18 protein-coding genes are annotated in these 15,779 nt (G+C 73.8%); 11 read left to right on the forward strand and 7 right to left on the reverse strand.

All coding sequences use genetic code 11. The features are described from left to right. Position 1: 1 nt before the first annotated feature. Positions 2–277: a DUF4031 domain-containing protein gene (locus CHF16_RS12775; protein WP_218826646.1), complete on the reverse strand. Its 276-nt coding sequence runs from the start codon at positions 275–277 to the stop codon at positions 2–4. Between the two features lie 100 nt (positions 278–377). On the opposite strand from CHF16_RS12775, the gene CHF16_RS12780 reads away from it, so the two are divergent. Beyond that, positions 378–1,769 carry a dipeptidase gene (locus CHF16_RS12780; protein WP_089326213.1) on the forward strand — a complete coding sequence of 464 codons (1,392 nt, stop codon included), beginning with the start codon at positions 378–380 and terminating at the stop codon, positions 1,767–1,769. A gap of 22 nt (positions 1,770–1,791) precedes the next feature. After that, a complete protein-coding gene (gene nudC / locus CHF16_RS12785) occupies positions 1,792–2,703 on the forward strand; it encodes an NAD(+) diphosphatase (protein ID WP_089326214.1) in 912 nt (303 codons plus the stop codon). 110 nt (positions 2,704–2,813) lie between these two features. Here nudC and CHF16_RS12790 read toward each other — a convergent pair whose 3' ends face one another. Beyond that, on the reverse strand, positions 2,814–3,083 hold the full coding sequence (locus CHF16_RS12790) for a mycoredoxin (protein ID WP_089326215.1): 270 nt from the start codon (positions 3,081–3,083) through the stop codon (positions 2,814–2,816). 210 nt (positions 3,084–3,293) lie between these two features. Here CHF16_RS12790 and CHF16_RS12795 point away from each other — a divergent pair, with 210 nt between their 5' ends. From CHF16_RS12795 to CHF16_RS12815, 5 genes are all read left to right on the forward strand, one after another. Beyond that, the gene (locus CHF16_RS12795) at positions 3,294–5,360 is read left to right on the forward strand and encodes an ATP-dependent DNA helicase UvrD2 (RefSeq protein ID WP_089326216.1); all 2,067 of its coding nucleotides are present in this window, start codon (positions 3,294–3,296) and stop codon (positions 5,358–5,360) included. 138 nt (positions 5,361–5,498) lie between these two features. After that, a complete protein-coding gene (gene tesB / locus CHF16_RS12800; RefSeq protein ID WP_089326217.1) occupies positions 5,499–6,374 on the forward strand; it encodes an acyl-CoA thioesterase II in 876 nt (291 codons plus the stop codon). A 259-nt stretch (positions 6,375–6,633) separates the two neighbouring features. Further along, the gene (locus CHF16_RS12805) at positions 6,634–6,984 is read left to right on the forward strand and encodes a hypothetical protein (protein ID WP_089326218.1); all 351 of its coding nucleotides are present in this window, start codon (positions 6,634–6,636) and stop codon (positions 6,982–6,984) included. A gap of 119 nt (positions 6,985–7,103) precedes the next feature. Then, the gene (locus CHF16_RS12810; RefSeq protein ID WP_089326219.1) at positions 7,104–7,382 is read left to right on the forward strand and encodes a WhiB family transcriptional regulator; all 279 of its coding nucleotides are present in this window, start codon (positions 7,104–7,106) and stop codon (positions 7,380–7,382) included. A gap of 91 nt (positions 7,383–7,473) precedes the next feature. Further along, entirely contained in the window at positions 7,474–7,674 is a 201-nt protein-coding gene (locus CHF16_RS12815; protein ID WP_089326220.1) for a hypothetical protein, read from the forward strand. Positions 7,675–7,988: 314 nt separating this feature from the next. Here the strand turns inward: CHF16_RS12815 and CHF16_RS12820 are convergent, their stop codons facing one another. Beyond that, a complete protein-coding gene (locus CHF16_RS12820; RefSeq protein WP_089326338.1) occupies positions 7,989–9,320 on the reverse strand; it encodes an ABC1 kinase family protein in 1,332 nt (443 codons plus the stop codon). Positions 9,321–9,485: 165 nt separating this feature from the next. Between CHF16_RS12820 and CHF16_RS12825 the strand changes: the two genes are divergently transcribed. The 3 genes from CHF16_RS12825 to CHF16_RS12835 all read left to right on the forward strand — a co-directional run bounded on the left by CHF16_RS12825 (position 9,486) and on the right by CHF16_RS12835 (position 11,652). Then, positions 9,486–10,286 carry an enoyl-CoA hydratase/isomerase family protein gene (locus CHF16_RS12825; RefSeq protein WP_089326221.1) on the forward strand — a complete coding sequence of 267 codons (801 nt, stop codon included), beginning with the start codon at positions 9,486–9,488 and terminating at the stop codon, positions 10,284–10,286. Positions 10,287–10,459: 173 nt separating this feature from the next. Then, positions 10,460–11,005 (forward strand): M48 metallopeptidase family protein, encoded by a 546-nt coding sequence (locus CHF16_RS12830; RefSeq protein WP_089326222.1) that lies wholly within the window; start codon positions 10,460–10,462, stop codon positions 11,003–11,005. After that, a complete protein-coding gene (locus tag CHF16_RS12835) occupies positions 11,002–11,652 on the forward strand; it encodes a hypothetical protein (RefSeq protein ID WP_245868430.1) in 651 nt (216 codons plus the stop codon). Before CHF16_RS12830 ends, CHF16_RS12835 begins: the two co-directional genes overlap by 4 nt. Before the next feature lie 5 nt (positions 11,653–11,657). Here CHF16_RS12835 and CHF16_RS12840 read toward each other — a convergent pair whose 3' ends face one another. The 4 genes from CHF16_RS12840 to CHF16_RS12850 all read right to left on the reverse strand — a co-directional run bounded on the left by CHF16_RS12840 (position 11,658) and on the right by CHF16_RS12850 (position 14,581). Then, positions 11,658–12,215 carry an NUDIX hydrolase gene (locus CHF16_RS12840; RefSeq protein WP_089326223.1) on the reverse strand — a complete coding sequence of 186 codons (558 nt, stop codon included), beginning with the start codon at positions 12,213–12,215 and terminating at the stop codon, positions 11,658–11,660. Beyond that, on the reverse strand, positions 12,212–12,871 hold the full coding sequence (locus CHF16_RS12845) for an HD domain-containing protein (protein ID WP_089326224.1): 660 nt from the start codon (positions 12,869–12,871) through the stop codon (positions 12,212–12,214). The genes CHF16_RS12840 and CHF16_RS12845 overlap by 4 nt, the downstream gene beginning before the upstream one ends. A 121-nt stretch (positions 12,872–12,992) precedes the next feature. Then, the gene (locus tag CHF16_RS40250) at positions 12,993–13,169 is read right to left on the reverse strand and encodes a hypothetical protein (protein ID WP_171068930.1); all 177 of its coding nucleotides are present in this window, start codon (positions 13,167–13,169) and stop codon (positions 12,993–12,995) included. Continuing rightward, positions 13,166–14,581, reverse strand: coding sequence for a zinc-dependent metalloprotease (locus CHF16_RS12850; RefSeq protein WP_089326225.1), 1,416 nt, complete (start codon positions 14,579–14,581; stop codon positions 13,166–13,168). Before CHF16_RS12850 ends, CHF16_RS40250 begins: the two co-directional genes overlap by 4 nt. 89 nt (positions 14,582–14,670) lie before the next feature. Between CHF16_RS12850 and CHF16_RS12855 the strand changes: the two genes are divergently transcribed. After that, entirely contained in the window at positions 14,671–15,750 is a 1,080-nt protein-coding gene (locus tag CHF16_RS12855) for an NAD-dependent epimerase/dehydratase family protein (protein WP_089326226.1), read from the forward strand. Positions 15,751–15,779: the final 29 nt, after the last annotated feature.

Raw genomic sequence — 15,779 nt, forward strand, 5'->3', positions numbered from 1 at the left:
CTCAGTGAGCGGCGCGGGGACGGTACTCCTTGCGGCGGCGCAGGCCCGCCCTGGTGAGCCGCAGCAGCAGCTCCTGGCAGCCGACCGCCTGGGCCCCCTGCAGCACCGCCGCCTCGTACAGCTCGGACGGGACGTCGTAGTGGTCGCGCTCGAAGGCCCTGGGCGGCATCCCCAGTTCCGCCGCGAACGCGTGCAGCTCCTCGAACGAGACATCGCTCACCATGTGCGACCAGACACGCCCGCGCGCGGGCCAGAGCGGCGGATCGATGAGGATCAAGCTGCTTCCCCTAACACTGCGTTGACGTCGATGTAAGCTCGCGGCGGTGCCGGCCGTGGAACCGCTGCAACGGTACGACAGAACACACATGCGAAGGGGCATGCGGGTGAACGACGTGGTCGCCTACATCCAGGCGGAACGGGACAGGTTCGTCTCCGATCTCAAGGAGTGGCTGGCCATCCCGTCCATCTCCGGGAACCCGGCGCACGCCGGCGACGTGCGCCGATCGGCGGCCTGGCTCACCTCCTACCTGCGGGAGCAGGGCTTCCCGACCGTGGAGACGTGGGAGACCGGCGGCCACCCGGCCGTCTTCGCCGAATGGCCCGCCGAGGACCCCGGCGCCCCCGCCGTGCTCGTCTACGGCCACCACGACGTCCAGCCGGTCGAGCCCCTCTCCGAGTGGGACACCGACCCGTTCGCGCCCGTCGAGAAGGGCGACCGGCTCATCGGGCGCGGCGCCTCCGACGACAAGGGCCAGATCTTCTTCCACGCGCTCGGCCTGCGCGCGCTGCTCGCCGCGTCCGGCCGGCAGGCCCCGCCGGTGACCGTCAGGCTGCTGGTCGAGGGCGAGGAGGAGTCGGGGTCGGTGCACTTCGCCGACCTGCTGCGCGCCCACCGCGACCGGCTCGCCTGCGACGCGGTCGTCATCAGCGACACCACGATGTGGGCGGCGGACGTCCCGTCCATGTGCACCGGGATGCGCGGGCTCACCGAGGCCGAGGTCACGCTGCGCGGCCCGTCCACCGACCTGCACTCCGGCTCGTTCGGCGGCGCCGTCCCGAACCCGCTGCACGCCATGGCGCGGCTGCTCGCGGCCCTGCACGACGCCGACGGCCGCGTCACCCTCCCCGGCTTCTACGACGACGTCGTCCCGCTGACGGACGAGGAGCGCGCGGCGTTCGCGCGCCTGCCGTTCGACGAGGACGAATGGCTGCGCACCGCGGGCGACAGCCGCGCCGCGCAGGGCGAGAAGGGCTACAGCACCCTCGAACGCATCTGGGCGCGCCCCACCGCCGAGATCAACGGCATGTGGGGCGGGCACACCGGGCCGGGCGGCAAGACGATCGTCCCCCGCGACGCCCACGCCAAGATCTCCTTCCGGCTCGTCGCCGGCCAGGACCCGCGCAAGGTCCAGGAGGCGTTCAAGGCGTGGGTCGCCGAGCACGCCCCGCCCGGGGTCGACGCCGAGGTGCGCTGCCCCGGCGGCGGCGTCCGCCCGTGCTTCTCGCCGATCGACTCGCCCGGCGTCGCCGCCGCGCGGCGCGCGATGGAGCGGGCCTTCGGCACCGAGGTGCTGTTCACCCGCGAGGGCGGCAGCGGCCCCGAGGCCGACATCGCCGACATCCTGGACGCCCCGCTCGTGTTCCTCGCGGTCGGGCTGAACGGCGACCGCATCCACGCCCCCAACGAGAAGGTCGAGATCCCGCTGCTGCTCAAGGGCGCCGAGGCCGCCGCGTACCTGTGGGAAGAACTCGCCACCGCGCTGCGCTGAAGTACCCCGGAGAGGAGCAGTTGTGACCGAAGCCCCACTGGAGTGGCTCGCGCTCGCGCGCGGAACGCTCGACCGGGCCGCGTTGAACCGCCGCGACGAGGCATGGCTGGACGCCGCTTGGAACGATCCGCGGACGCGCGTCCTGGTCGTCAAGGACGGCCGTGCCCTGGTGGTCCACGAGCCCGGTCCGGCGCTCGTGCTCGTCCCGCCCGCGCAGGCGCCGGACGGCGAGCGCTGGCTCCTCGGCGCGGACGACGACGGCACCGTGTACTTCGGCGTGTCCGGCCCGCTGCCCGCCATCGAGGGGGCCGAGCCGGCCGGGCTGCGCCGCGTCGGCGCCCTCCTCGGCGACCGCGACTCCGGCCTGCTCACCCACGCCGTCGCGCTGGAGCACTGGCACGGCACCCACGGGTTCTGCCCGCGCTGCGGCGCCCGGACCCGCGTCGCGTCCGCCGGGCACGTGCGCGTCTGCCCGGAGGACGGCTCGCAGCACTTCCCCCGCGTCGACCCGGCCGTGATCATGCTGGTGACGGACGGGGACGACCGCATCCTGCTGGCCCGCGGCCCGCAGTGGCCCGCCGACCGCCGCTCGATCCTCGCCGGGTTCGTCGAGCCGGGCGAGTCGCTGGAGCAGGCCGTCGCGCGGGAGGTCAAGGAGGAGGTCGGGCTGCCCGTCCGGGACGTCCACTACCTGGGCAGCCAGCCGTGGCCGCTGCCGCAGAGCCTCATGCTCGGCTTCACCGCGCGGGCGGACGGCGGCGTCCCGCTCAACCCCGACCCGGAGGAGATCCTGGACGCCGCCTGGTACACCCGCGACGAGCTGCGCGCCGCCATCGAGGCGGGCGAGATCGTCGCACCGGGCCCGCTGTCCATCGCCGCGCAGCTCATCATGCGCTGGTACGGCGGCGAACTCCCCAACATGCCGCCGTTCTGACCGGCCGCATACGACTCTGACCGGCCGCACAGCACGGCCGCACAGCACCGGAGAAGGCCCGCCGACCTCGCGGTCGGCGGGCCTTCTCGGGCAGGTCGGTGGGCGAGGGGTCAGCCGGCCTTGGCGATCTCCGCCAGGCGGCGCTTGACCTCCTTGGCGCTGGGGTTCGTCACCGCCGTGCCGTCCGGGAACAGCACCGTTGGGACGGTCTGGTTCCCGCCGTTGACGCTCATGACGAAGTCGGCGGCCTCGGGGTCGCGCTCGATGTCGACCTCGACCATCTCGATGCCGTCCCGCGCGAGCTGGCTCTTCAGCCGGCGGCAGAACCCGCACCAGGTCGTCGTGTACATGGTGAGCTGGCCGGTCGTCGGCGTCGCCATCGCTTCGCGGTCTCCTCGTTCGTTCGGACACTGTTCGCGCGGACAGTCCGTGCGTACGGCAGAACAGTAGACAGCCCCCCGGCATTCCTGCCCGCCCCCCGCCTGGCCCTGTCCGGCCTTGCCTGGCCTCGTTCGGCCCCGTTCGGCTCCGGCTTGTCCACAGGCGGCGTATCGGCTGAGGCATGTGGGACGGGCTGCGAGTATGGGGGCATGTTGGCTGAGTCGGTGCTGGAGGGACTCGACCCCGAACAGCGGGCGGTCGCCGAGGCGGTGAAAGGGCCGGTGTGCGTGCTCGCGGGCGCCGGGACGGGCAAGACCAGGGCCATCACCCACCGGATCGCCTACGCGACGCTCACCGGTGTCGTCACGCCGCAGCGGGTGCTCGCCGTGACCTTCACCACGCGCGCCGCGGGCGAGCTGCGCAGCCGCCTGCGGCAGCTCGGCGCGCCCGGTGTGCAGGCCCGCACGTTCCACGCGGCGGCGCTGCGGCAGCTGAGCTACTTCTGGCCCCGGGTCGTCGGCGGCGAGGCGCCCAAGATCGTCGACTCGAAGATCGGGCTCGTCGCGGACGCGGCGCGCGCGTGCCGGCTGTCGTTCGGCCGCACCGAGCTGCGTGACCTCGCGAGCGAGATCGAGTGGGCGAAGGTCACCCAGCACCGCCCCGAGGACTACCCCGCCGCCGTCGCCAAGGCCGGCCGCCGGCCGCCCGCCGACGTCGTCGACGTGGCCCGCGTCTACGCGATGTACGAGCAGCTCAGGCGGGAGCGCAACCTGCTCGATTTCGAGGGGATGCTGGAGCTGACCGCCGCCGTCCTCACCGAGCACCGGGAGGTCGCGAACCAGGTCCGCGAGCAGTACCGGTACTTCGTGGTGGACGAGTTCCAGGACGTCAACCCGCTGCAGAAGATGCTGCTCGACACCTGGCTCGGCGACCGCGACGACCTGTGCGTCGTCGGCGACCCCAACCAGACGATCTACTCCTTCACCGGCGCGTCCCCCTCCCACCTGCTCGACTTCACCCGCGAGCACCCGGACGCGAAGGTCGTGAAGCTCGTCCGCGACTACCGCTCCACGCCGCAGGTCGTCCGGCTGGCCAACGGCGTGATCGGGCAGGCGCGGGGCGGCGGCCACCGGCTCGAGCTGCTGGCCCAGCGCGCGGACGGCCCCGAACCGGTGTTCAACGAGTACGACGACGAGGTCGCCGAGGCCGACGACGCGGCCCGGCAGGCCCGCAAGCTGATCGACGAGGGCGTCCCCGCGCGGGAGATCGCGATCCTGTTCCGGGTCAATGCGCAGTCCGAGACCTACGAGTCGGCGCTCGCCGCGGCGGGCGTCCCGTACGTGCTGCGCGGCGCGGAGCGGTTCTTCGAGCGGCCCGAGGTGCGCGAGGCGGTGGTCCGGCTGCGCGGCGCCGCGCGGGCGGGCGCCGACCCCGAGACCGAGGGGATGGGGCTGATCCAGACCGTCCGGCACGTGCTGTCGGGGGCCGGGTTCACCGACCAGCCGCCCGAGGGCGCGGGCGCGGCCCGCGCGCGCTGGGAGTCGCTCGCCGCGCTCGCCCAGCTCGCCGAGGACATGGCGGCCGACAACCCCAAGGCCGCCCTGCCCGACTTCGTCGCGGAGTTGGAGGAGCGCGCCGCCGCGCAGCACGCGCCGCCGCTGGAGGGGGTCACGCTCGCCTCGCTGCACGCCGCCAAGGGCCTGGAGTGGGACGCGGTGTTCCTCGTCGGGCTGGCCGAGGGCACGCTGCCCATCGTCTACGCCAAGACGCCCGCGCAGATCGAGGAGGAGCGCCGCCTCCTCTACGTCGGCGTCACGCGGGCCCGCGTCCACCTGGCGCTGTCGTGGGCGCTGTCGCGCTCGCCCGGCGGGTCGCAGACGCGCCGCCCGTCCCGCTTCCTGGACGGCCTGACCGGCAAGACCACCACGCACACCCCGCCCCGCGCCGACCGGTCCAAGCGCCGCCCCGCCAAGGGCCCGCAGCCGTGCCGCGTGTGCGGCCGCCCGCTGACCGCCGCCGTCGAGCGCAAGCTCGGCCGCTGCGAGGACTGCCCGTCCGAGCTGAACGAGGAGCTGCTCCTCGCCCTGAAGGACTGGCGCGCCGAGGTCGCCGCCGAGCAGAAGATCCCCGCCTACGTGGTGTTCACCGACGCCACCCTGCAGGCGATCGCCGAGCACGCCCCCGAGTCCCTGGAGGACCTGGCCCGCATCCCGGGCGTCGGCAGGGTCAAGCTCGACCGCTACGGCGACGCCGTCCTCACCCTCTGCGGCCACTGACCCCGAGCCCCGCCGGACGGGCCCGCCCGCATGCGCTCGCCCGGAGGTGAGATTCCGGTCACGGGGACGGGCCGGACGGGCCGGTGCCGCCGGGGGTGAGATCCCGGTCACTGGGACCGATAGGGAAGACTGGCCGCCGTGAAGGAATCGCTGAAGGCCCTGCTGGACCTGCTCGATCTCGAACAGATCGAGAACGACATCTTCCGCGGCCGCAGCCCCGAGGAGCGGCGGCAGCGCGTCTTCGGAGGCCAGGTGGCCGGGCAGGCACTGGTGGCCGCCGGGCGCACCGTCCCCGCGAACCGGCCCGTGCACTCGCTGCACGCCTACTTCATCCGGCCCGGCGACCCGCTCGTCCCGATCGTCTACACCGTCGACCGGGTCCGGGACGGGCGGTCGTTCACGACGCGGCGGGTCACGGCCGTCCAGCACGGCAAGGCGATCTTCACGCTGTCGGCGTCGTTCCAGATCGTCGAGGAGGGCCCGTTCCACCAGGCCGCCATGCCGGACGCGCCCGCCCCCGAGACGCTCCCGGACGGCCTGACCCGGCTGACCCCGCTGTTCGGCGAGGTCGGCGCGCGGGAGTTCGTCACCCGGCGCCCGTTCGACATCCGGCACGCGACGCCGCTGACCTGGGAGGCGGCCAAGGACCCGGCGCTCGCCACCCCCGAGTCGAAGGTGTGGCTGAAGGTGGACGGCGAGCTGCCGGACGACCCGCTGCTGCACGTCTGCCTCATGACCTACGCCTCGGACATGACGCTGCTCGACACCGTCCTGCTCAACCACGGCCTGGCCTGGGGCGACAAGCGGACGATGGGCGCCAGCCTCGACCACGCGATGTGGTTCCACCGGCCGTTCCGCGCCGACGACTGGCTGCTGTACTACCAGGACACGCCGTTCGCCGGCGGCGCCCGCGGCCTCGCCCGCGGCCAGGTGTTCACCCGGGAGGGGGAGCTGGTCGTCTCCGTCATGCAGGAGGGCCTCGTCCGCGTCTCCGACGGCGAGCGCGAGCGCTGATCACGGTGGCGGCGGGGCCCGCCCCGCCGTACCCTTGGGAAGATCGTTCCGCAGGGGACTCCCGTGAGGTTCGACGCCGGTGAGGCACCCCGGGTTTCCGGGAAAAGGGTGAACTCACCCACAAAACCGCAGGTCAAAAATATCTTGTGTGATTCGGCGAGATCCCCGTACGCTCGTCGCGAGCAATCAACCGGCCGTCCGGTGTGGATCTTGATCCGCCGGCCCGGCCCGAGGAGCCCGAGAGGTGGTGTGTAGTCCGGTGAGCAGCACGTTGACCAAATTCACGGCGTCCTGGACCGACGCACGCCCCGGCACCTCGGTGCTCTGTGCCTCGGTGCGCGGCACGTCCTCGTCCCGCCTCGCCATGCCCGGCGCCTATGCCCAGGCGTGGCAGCGCGACGAGCAGCGTGCGAACCAGCGCGGCGAGCAGCGTGCGAACCTGCGCGGCCTGCGCGACCTGCGATTCGAGCAGCTGATCCAGGACGACCAGGGGCGGAGTGTCTTCGAACTCCTCGTCGAGGACGCCAGCGTCCCGGCTCCGGCCACGGCCCACATGGGCGCCACCAAGGGTGGCGTGTCGGGTCCGTACCCCTGGAGGCGACCGGTCTAGCAAGACAACCGGCAAGCCCCCAGGCCGCGGATCCAGACACCGGATCCGCGGCCTTTCTCTTTGCCCAGACCCACCGAAACACCCGTTGAGATCCAACGAGAGGAACAAGGGTGACTGTGATGCAGGGGGCCCTCGCGATCAGCGAGGAGGACCTCACGCTTCCGTGCCGGACCGACCCGGAGCTGTTCTTCGCCGAGGCTCCCGCCGATGTCGAGCTCGCCAAGGCCCTGTGCCTGGAGTGCCCGCTCCGCAAGGAGTGCCTCGCCGGCGCTCTCGAGCGCAAGGAGCCGTGGGGCGTCTGGGGCGGTGAGCTCTTCGTCCGCGGTGTGATCGTGCCGCGCAAGCGGCCGCGCGGCCGCCCGCGCAAGCACCCGCGGCCCGACGAAGTGGCGGTGTGAGGCGGCGATGCCCGCGACGCTCAGCCGAATCGACCCCGGAGGCGTGGCCCCCACGCGGGGACCGCGCCTCCGGGCGGCCCGGGAGAACGAGATGACGTTGCTCAGCCAGGACCTGTCGAGAGAACGAATACCGGCGACCGTGCCGGACGAGATGGCCGCCCGCGTGCGCGCTCTGCGGAGGGCGCGCCGGGACGCCCGGACGAGGGCGTCCCGCGTCCGGCGCGTGCTGCTCGCCCCGACCGCGCGGGGAGAGCGGTACCCGCACGTTCCGAAGCCCCGCTACCGGGACTGACCGTCGCGGAGGCCGCTCACGGGGGCCGGCCTCCGCCTCCGGCGAACGTGTGGAGACGAACGGTGTAGAGACGAACGGTGTAGAGACGAAGAAGTGCCCGCCCGGTCGAGGCCCCGTCCGTCCTTCTTGGATGGTTTGGCGGACGGGAGCGCCTCCCGGCGGGCACGTGGAGCGCGTCCGATGGCCCCACTCCACCGGACGCGCGAGGAAGAGCGGAGCCCCGCGCACCCCATCAGTGCGCGGGGCTCCGCCATGTCCGCCTTCACCGGCCCCGCCCGACCCGGGGCGCCCGAGCCCGGCGTGGCCGGTCACGGTCAGCCGGAGACGAGCTCCCCGTCCTCGTCGCCGGCGAAGCCCGGCACCCACTTCAGGGACTCGGCGCGGGCCGGGATCTCGCATTCGAGCTGGCACAGCACGCCGGTGCCGGCCGACAGCACCCGGTGGATGATCACGTACTCGGGCGGCAGGTTCAGCTGCCGGACGACGTTGGACGGCCGCAGGTCGGTGACCTGGGCGGCCATGTCGCGCAGCCACTCCCGGCTGAACTTGAACGTCTCGGTGACGAACGGCTCGGTGATCGGGGCGAGGAACGCCTGCAGCGACTCGGTGTCGATCTCGACGCCCTCGCGGATGAAGTCCTCGCGGCGCAGCGCGTCCTCGACCTCGTCGATGTCGGCCATCGTGCCGATGCGCAGCAGCAGGCCGAGCCGCTGCTGGAAGCCGCCGGGGATGCGGTCGACGGCGCCGAAGTCCAGCACGCCGAGCCGGCCGTCGGCCAGCAGCCGGAAGTTGCCGGGGTGCGGGTCGCCGTGCAGCATCCCGGACCGCTTCGGCCCGGACAGCAGGAACCGGCAGTACAGCAGGGCCGCGTGGTTCCGGGTCTCCTGGTCACCATCGCTGATGATCTTCGACAGGAGGGTGCCGTCCATCCACTCGGTGATCAGGATGTCGCCGGACTGGGCGATGACCTCCGGGATGTAGAAGTCGGGGTCGTCGAGGTAGGCCTCGCGGAACAGCGACTGCGACTCGGCCTCGATCGTGTAGTCGAGCTCCTCGACCACCCGCTCCTTCAGCTCGGCGAGCATGGACTTCACGTCCAGCCCCGGCATGAGCACGCCGAACAGCCGGCCGAGGCGCGCGAGCTGATTGAAGTCGCTGATCAGCGCCTTCCCGGCGCCGGGGTACTGCACCTTCACCGCCACGGCCCGGCCGTCGTGCCAGACGGCGCGGTGCACCTGCCCGATGGACGCGGCGGCGGCCGGCCGGTCGTCGAACGACTCGAAGTAGTCGCGCCAGTCCGGCCCGAGGAACTCCTCCAGCACCTTGTGGACGGTCGACGCCGGCAGCGGGGGAGCGGCCTCCTGCAGCTTGGTCAGCGTGGCCCGGTACGGCCCGGCGATCTCCGGCGGCAGCGCCGCCTCGAAGATCGACAGCATCTGGCCGAGCTTCATCGCCCCGCCCTTGAGCTCGCCGAGCACCTTGAACAGCTGCTCGGCGGTGCGGGTCTGGATCTCCATCGCGACGGCCTCGGCCGGCTTGCCGAAGGTCCGCTTCCCGACGCCGAGGGCGGTGCGGCCCGCGAAGCCGATGGGGAGGGACGCCAGCTTGGCTGACCGCGTCACCGCGCGGCGGGGAAGATCGCTCACGCCGTACATTGTCGGTGATCGGATGTCGTTCACGCCACAACCAGTGCGGGGTAAAGCCGGGCCCGTATCCGGCCCACCTCGCTGACCTGCCGCGATGTGGTAAGTGTGCGCTTTCTCACGGCCCGGTGCGGGCGTGGCCGAGCCCGGTTCGGTACCGTGCCGGGCATGCCCGGAGACTCCGCCGACCCGCTGCTGGTCGAACGCCGCCCCGACGGGGTCGCCGTCCTCACCCTGAACGACCCCGGCCGCCGCAACGCGATGTCGGACGAGATGACCGCCGCCTGGAAGGACGCCATCGCGGAACTGCGCGGCGACGCCGGGCTGCGCTGCGTCGTGGTCACCGGCGCCGGCAGCGCGTTCAGCTCCGGCGGGAACCTGTCCTGGCTCGCCGACACGGGCTCCGTCGCCGTCCCGCCGCTGCGCGACCGGATGCTGGAGTTCTACCGGACGTGGCTGGCGATCCGCGGCCTGGAGGTGCCGACGATCGCCGCCGTCAACGGGCACGCCGTCGGCGCCGGGCTGTGCCTCGCCCTCGCCTGCGACCTGCGCTACGCGGCCGACGACGCCAAGCTCCTCGCCCCGTTCACGGCCCTCGGGCTGCATCCCGGCATGGCCGCGACCTGGCTGCTCCCCGAGGTGGCGGGGCTGCCGCTGGCCCGCGAGATGCTGCTGGCCGGACGCGTCCTCACCGGCGCCGAGGCGGCCGGGCACGGCCTGGTCAACCGGGCGTTCCCGCGCGCGGCGCTGCTGGAGGAGGCCCTCGGCGTCGCCGCCCGGGTCGCCGCGCAGGCCCCGATCGCGACGCGGCTCACCAAGGTCGCGCTCGCCGGCGGCGGGCACTCCGGCATGGACGAGGCGCTGCGCTGGGAGTCGCTCGCGCAGCCGGTCACGATGTCGTCCCGCGACATGCGCGAGGGACTGGCCGCCCAGTGGGAGAAGCGCAGCCCCGAATTCACCGGCGAGTAAAGCCGCCGGAGCCGCCCCGAGGGCATTTGCCCTAACCACCGGGGATGGCAAAAAAATAGGCGTTGACCTGCGGCAACGTCAAACACCCTCTTTGGCGTGGGCAAATCTTCGAGTACGGTTCAGGCGTGCCCCCAAACGTTGAGGTCCGCCGCAGCGCACGCCGCAGGCGAACCGTGTCCGCCTACCGTGACGGCGACAAGGTGGTGGTGATGGTTCCGTCGAGGCTGAGCAAGGCCGAAGAGGAACAGTGGATCGCGACCATCCTGGAACGGCTCGCGGAGCGGGAGCGCCGCAGGCGGCCCACCGACGCCGACCTCCAGTCGCGCGCCCGCGAGCTGTCCCGCCGCTACCTGGACGGCCGCGCCGACCCCACCAGCGTCCGCTGGGTCGCCAACCAGCGCGCCCGCTGGGGGTCCTGCACCCCCGACGACGGCACGATCCGGCTGTCGACGCGGCTGCGCGGCATGCCGGGCTGGGTGGTCGACTACGTCCTCGTCCACGAGCTGGCGCACCTGCTCATCCCCGGGCACGGCGCCGACTTCTGGGACCTGGTCGCCAACTACCCGAAGGCGGACCGCGCCCGCGGCTACCTGGAGGGCGTCGCCGCCGCGGCGCACCTGCCGCTGGAGGCGGACGCGCCGGGCGACGAGGTCGGCGGCATCCACCACGGCGACGGGCTGCACCCCGGGGACGAGTTCCCGCGCGAGGCCGCCGGGTGACCGACGGCCCCGCCGCGTCCGCCCGCTTCGCCGCGGTGCTGTCGTTCCCCGCACGCCACGGGGGAGCGGCGCCCGCCGGTGTCGACCCCGGTGAGTTCCGCCTCGCGCTGCTGGAGGACGCCTACGAGGTCGTCGCCGGGCTCGAACTGGTGACGCCCGCGCTCGTCCTTGACCCGCCCGACCAGCCGGACGCCGAGGCGGTCACCTGGCCGGGCACGCCGATCGTCCGCGCGGGCACGCTCGCCGGCGCGTTCGCGGCCCTGCACAAGCTGGGCGCCGGGTCCGCGGCCCTGGTCGCCGCGGACGCCCCCGACCTGCCGCCGCTGCTGCTCGGCAAACTGTTCCGCGCCCTCGGCAGTGCCCCGGCCGCCGCCTGCCAGGCCGAAGGCGCCGGGCAGGGCCTCGTCGCGCTCGCCGCGCGCCTCCCCGTGCCGGGCTGGCTCGACGCCGCCCTGCACGGCGTCGGCCTCGACACCCCGGACGCCCTGGCCCGGCTGCGCGCCGCCGCGCCCCGCCCCGGCCAGGTGCCGCAAGGCCCCGGCTGGCACCGCCTCCGCACCCCCGGCGACCTGCGCTTCCTCGACCCGGGCCTGGAGGGCTGGGAGAACACCCGCGCCCTCCTGGAAGGCCACCCGCTCGGCCGCTGAACGGCTCAGCCCCGCGTTACGGCGGCGACCGCGTCCCGGACCAGAGCGCGCGTCCCCTCGTCTGCGGACTCCGGCAGGGCCTCCACCGGGAACCACCGCGCCTCGTCCCCGCCGGGCCCCGGCTCCGGCACGGCCCCGGGCGGAGCCGTCGCCGTGAACTGCACGTCCAGATGCGGCAGGCCACGGCCGTCGCACCGCGCGTCATAGCGATCAAGGCGCAAGGGAGCGGCCGCCACCTCCAGCCCCGCGATGCCCGACTCCTCGGCGGCCTCCCGCCGCGCGGCGTCCCGCAGGGTCGGGTCGCCCGGCTCGCAGTGGCCGCCGAGCTGCACCCACCGGCCCATCCCGCGGTGGTGGGTCAGCAGCACGCTCGTGCCCGCCGAGTCGAGGACGGCGACCCCGACCGTGACGTGACCGCGGTCGCAGCCGCGGCCCGTGCCGTCGGGACGGGCCAGCAGATGCTCAACGAACGCCTCGCGAAGGCGTTCCTGCCGGGCGTCGGGCGCCTGCCAGCGCCGCAGGACCGAGAGCGCGTCGGCGTGCGGGGCGGGGCCCTCGGTCACCCGAGATCCTTCGCGTCCCACTCGGAGAGGAAGTCGTCGAGGAACCGCTCCAGGACGCGATGCCGCCGCTCGGCCAGCCTGCGCCCGCCTTCGGTGTTCATCCGGTCCTTGAGCAGCAGCAGCTTCTCGTAGAAGTGGTTGATCGTGCTGCCCTGCCGGTTCAGGTAGTCGTCCAGCGACGTGTGCAGGTACGGGGACAGCCCCGGCACGTGCATCGGCTCGCCCTTGTGGCCGCCGTAGGCGAACGCGCGCGCCACCCCGATGGCGCCGAGCGCGTCGAGCCGGTCGGCGTCCTGCACGACCTTGCCCTCGATCGTCGCCATCTCCGACGCCGTGCCCGCGCCCTTGAAGGACATCGCCGCGATGATGCCGGACACGTCCCGCGCGAGGCTCTCCGGCTCGCCCAGCCCGACCAGCCACTCGAACGCCGTGCGCGGCCCCTTGGCCAGGTCGCCGCCGTTGAGCTTGTAGTCGGAGATGTCGTGCAGCAGCGCGGCCAGCTCGACCACGTACGGATCGGCCCGCTCCTCGCGGGCCAGCTCCAGGGCCAGCCGGCGGACCCTCGCCACATGCCACCAGTCGTGCCCCGACGAGTCGGCCTCCAGCGTCTCCCTGGCGTACTCGGCCGTGCGCTCGATGACGTCGGTCTTGTTCATGATGGGTCGATGCTCCCGGATAGCAGGATGTGGCCGCGGGAGATCGTCACGATCTCCCGCGGGCCGCGCCTTCCGCGTGACCGTGCTTCTCCGTCAGGGCTCCGACGTCAGGGCTCCGACGTCAGGCCCGGCCCACCCGGGGGTAGCGGGAGTTGTCGGGTCGGCGGCGGCGCCGCTCCTGGTCGATCGGGCGCTGCCAGCACAGGCTGGCGCGCGCGACCCGGCGGCGGACCGCGTTCGTGGACGATCCGGGCTCGTACCGGCAGCCGGGAACCCGGGACGGGCGTGCGCGGCTCATGCCCGCGGCCCGCCGTCGTCCGGGCGGCTCCCGCCGCCGGGCCCCTCGCCGTCCGGGCCCTTCTCGTCCGGGCCCTTGTCGTCCGGGCTCTCGTCGTCGGGCTTCTCGCCCTCCTCCGGAGCCTTCGTCAGGTCGGACCAGTCGAGGTCGGACAGGCCCTCGATCTCGTCGCGGCCGTGCACGAAGCCGTCCGGGTCGTCGAGGTCGTCGGCCGTCGGGAGCAGGTCGGGGTGGTCCCAGACCGCGTCCCGGCCCCGCATGCCGCGCGCCTCGCCCAGCGACCGCCACAGCACCGCGGCCTCCCGCAGGCGCCGCGGCCGCAGCTCCAGGCCGACCAGCGTCGCGAACGTCCGCTCCGCCGGGCCGCCGGTCGCGCGGCGCCGCCGCACCGCCTCGGCCAGCTTCACCGAGCCGGGCAGCCGCCCCTCCGCGGCCTCGTTCACGACCGTGTCGACCCAGCCCTCGACCAGCGCGAGCGCCGTCTCCAGCCGGGCCAGCGCCGCCTTCTGCCGGGGCGTCTCCTCCGGCTGGAGCTGGATCTCGCCGCCCAGCGCCTCCTGGATCGCCTCCGGGTTGCTCAGGTCGAGGCCCTGCACGGCCTGCTCGATCCCCGAGAGGTCGACGGTGATGCCGCGGGCGTACTCCTCGACCGCGCCCAGCAGGTGCGAGCGCAGCCACGGGACGTGCGTGAACAGCCGCTGGTGGGCGGCCTCGCGCAGCGCCAGGTAGAGCCGGACCTCGTCGTCGGAGACCTCCAGGCCCGCGCCGAACGCCTCGACCCCGGCGGGCAGCAGCGCGCCGACGCCGTCCGGCGCCAGCGGCAGCCCCACGTCGGCCGAGCCGGTGACCTCGCGGGCCAGCGCGCCGAGCGCCTGCCCGGCCTGGCCGCCGACCATCGCGCCCGCCATCTGCTTGACCATGCCGATCAGCGGGCCCGCCATCGCCTGCACGTCGGCCGGAATGTCGCCGCCGCCGAGCGCCCCGCCCATGGACTCGACCATGCGGGTCGCGATCGGGTCGCACACCTTGGCCCACACGGGGATCGTCTGCTCGATCCATTCGGACCGGCTCCACGCCCGCGGCGTCCGGATCCCGGCCGGGAGCGTCGTCCGCTCGTCCAGCCACAGGTCGGCCAGCCGCAGCGCCTCCTCGACCTGGCGGCGCTCGGCGTCCACCACCGACGGGTCGCCCTGCTCCACCACCGTGTGGCGCGCTATGTTCTTGGCCAGGTCCCAGTTCAGCGGGCCGCCGCCCCCGCCGCCCGCACCCTGCGCGCCGATCATGTCGGCGAACCGGTGCAGCATGTCGGCGAACTGCGCCATGTCGCCGCCCATGCCCTTGAATGGATCCTGGGGCCGGTCGTCGTCGTCGCCGTTGCCGGGACGGTTGAAGCCGAAGGGAGTGTCACTCATCGGTTCGCCCCTGGGATGCATGATGGGCTCATATCCGCAACGTTAGCCGGTCCCGGCAAGGTCGCGTACTCAAGGAAGGGGGCAGCCCCGTGGCAACGGGCAAGGTTCGCCCTCGGCGTAGCAAGGGCCCGGTCGTCGCCGTCACCGGCGCCGCCTCCGGGGCGGGACGGCTGCTGGCCGCCCGGCTCGCCGAACGGGAAGAGATCCGCAAGGTCGTCGCCATCGACGGGCAGCGCGGCGACGTGCCCGGCGTCACCTGGCGCGTCACCGACATCCGCGACCCGCTGCTGTCCGGGCGGCTCTCCGACGTCGACGTGCTCGTCAACCTGGACATCGAGCGCTCCCCGGACGCCGACCAGCGCGAGCGCCGCACCCACAACGTCCGCGGCGCCCAGACGGTCGTCACCGCCGCCGCGGCGGCCCGCGTCCGCCGGGTGGTCCTCGTCACGTCCGCGATGGTGTACGGGGCCGAGCCGGGGAACGAGGTGCCGCTCGGCGAGGACGCCCCGCTGCTCGCCGAGGCCAGCACCAGCATCGCCGGCGACTTCCTGGAGATGGAGGAGCTGGCCGCGACCGCGCCCGTCACCCACCCCGGCCTGGAGGTCACCGTCGTCCGGCCCGCCGCGCTCGCCGGCCCCGGCGTCGACACCGTGATCACCCGGCACTTCGAGGCGCCCCGGCTGCTGTCGGTCAAGGGCAGCACCCCCGGCTGGCAGTTCTGCCACATCGAGGACCTCGCGTCCGCGCTGGAGACCGTCGTCGTCGAGGACGTCCGCGGGCCCGTCGCCGTCGGCTCCGAGGGCTGGCTCGGCCCCGACGAGGTGGCCGAGATCACCGGCAAGCGCACCTTCGAGCTGCCCGCCGCCCTCACCTTCGGCATGGCGCAGCGGCTGCACCGGCTCGGCATGACCCCGGCGCCCGCCACCGACCTGCACTACGTCGCCTACCCGTGGGTCGTCGACTGCGCCCGCCTGCGGGCCGCCGGGTGGAAGCCGCTGCACGACAACGCCGCCGCCCTGCGCGCGATCATGGAGGAGACCGCCGGGCGGCACGCGGTCGTCGGCCGCCGCGTCGGCGGCAAGGAGGCCACCATGGCGACCGCCGCGGGCGCCACCGTCGCCGCGATCGGCGCCGCCGCGATCCGCCGCGCCCGCAAGCGCCGCCGCTGACCCCGGCCCGGGGGCAGCGGCGGCGGGCC

The sequence above is a fragment of the Actinomadura meyerae genome, from assembly GCF_900188445.1.
Lineage (GTDB): Bacteria > Actinomycetota > Actinomycetes > Streptosporangiales > Streptosporangiaceae > Spirillospora > Spirillospora meyerae.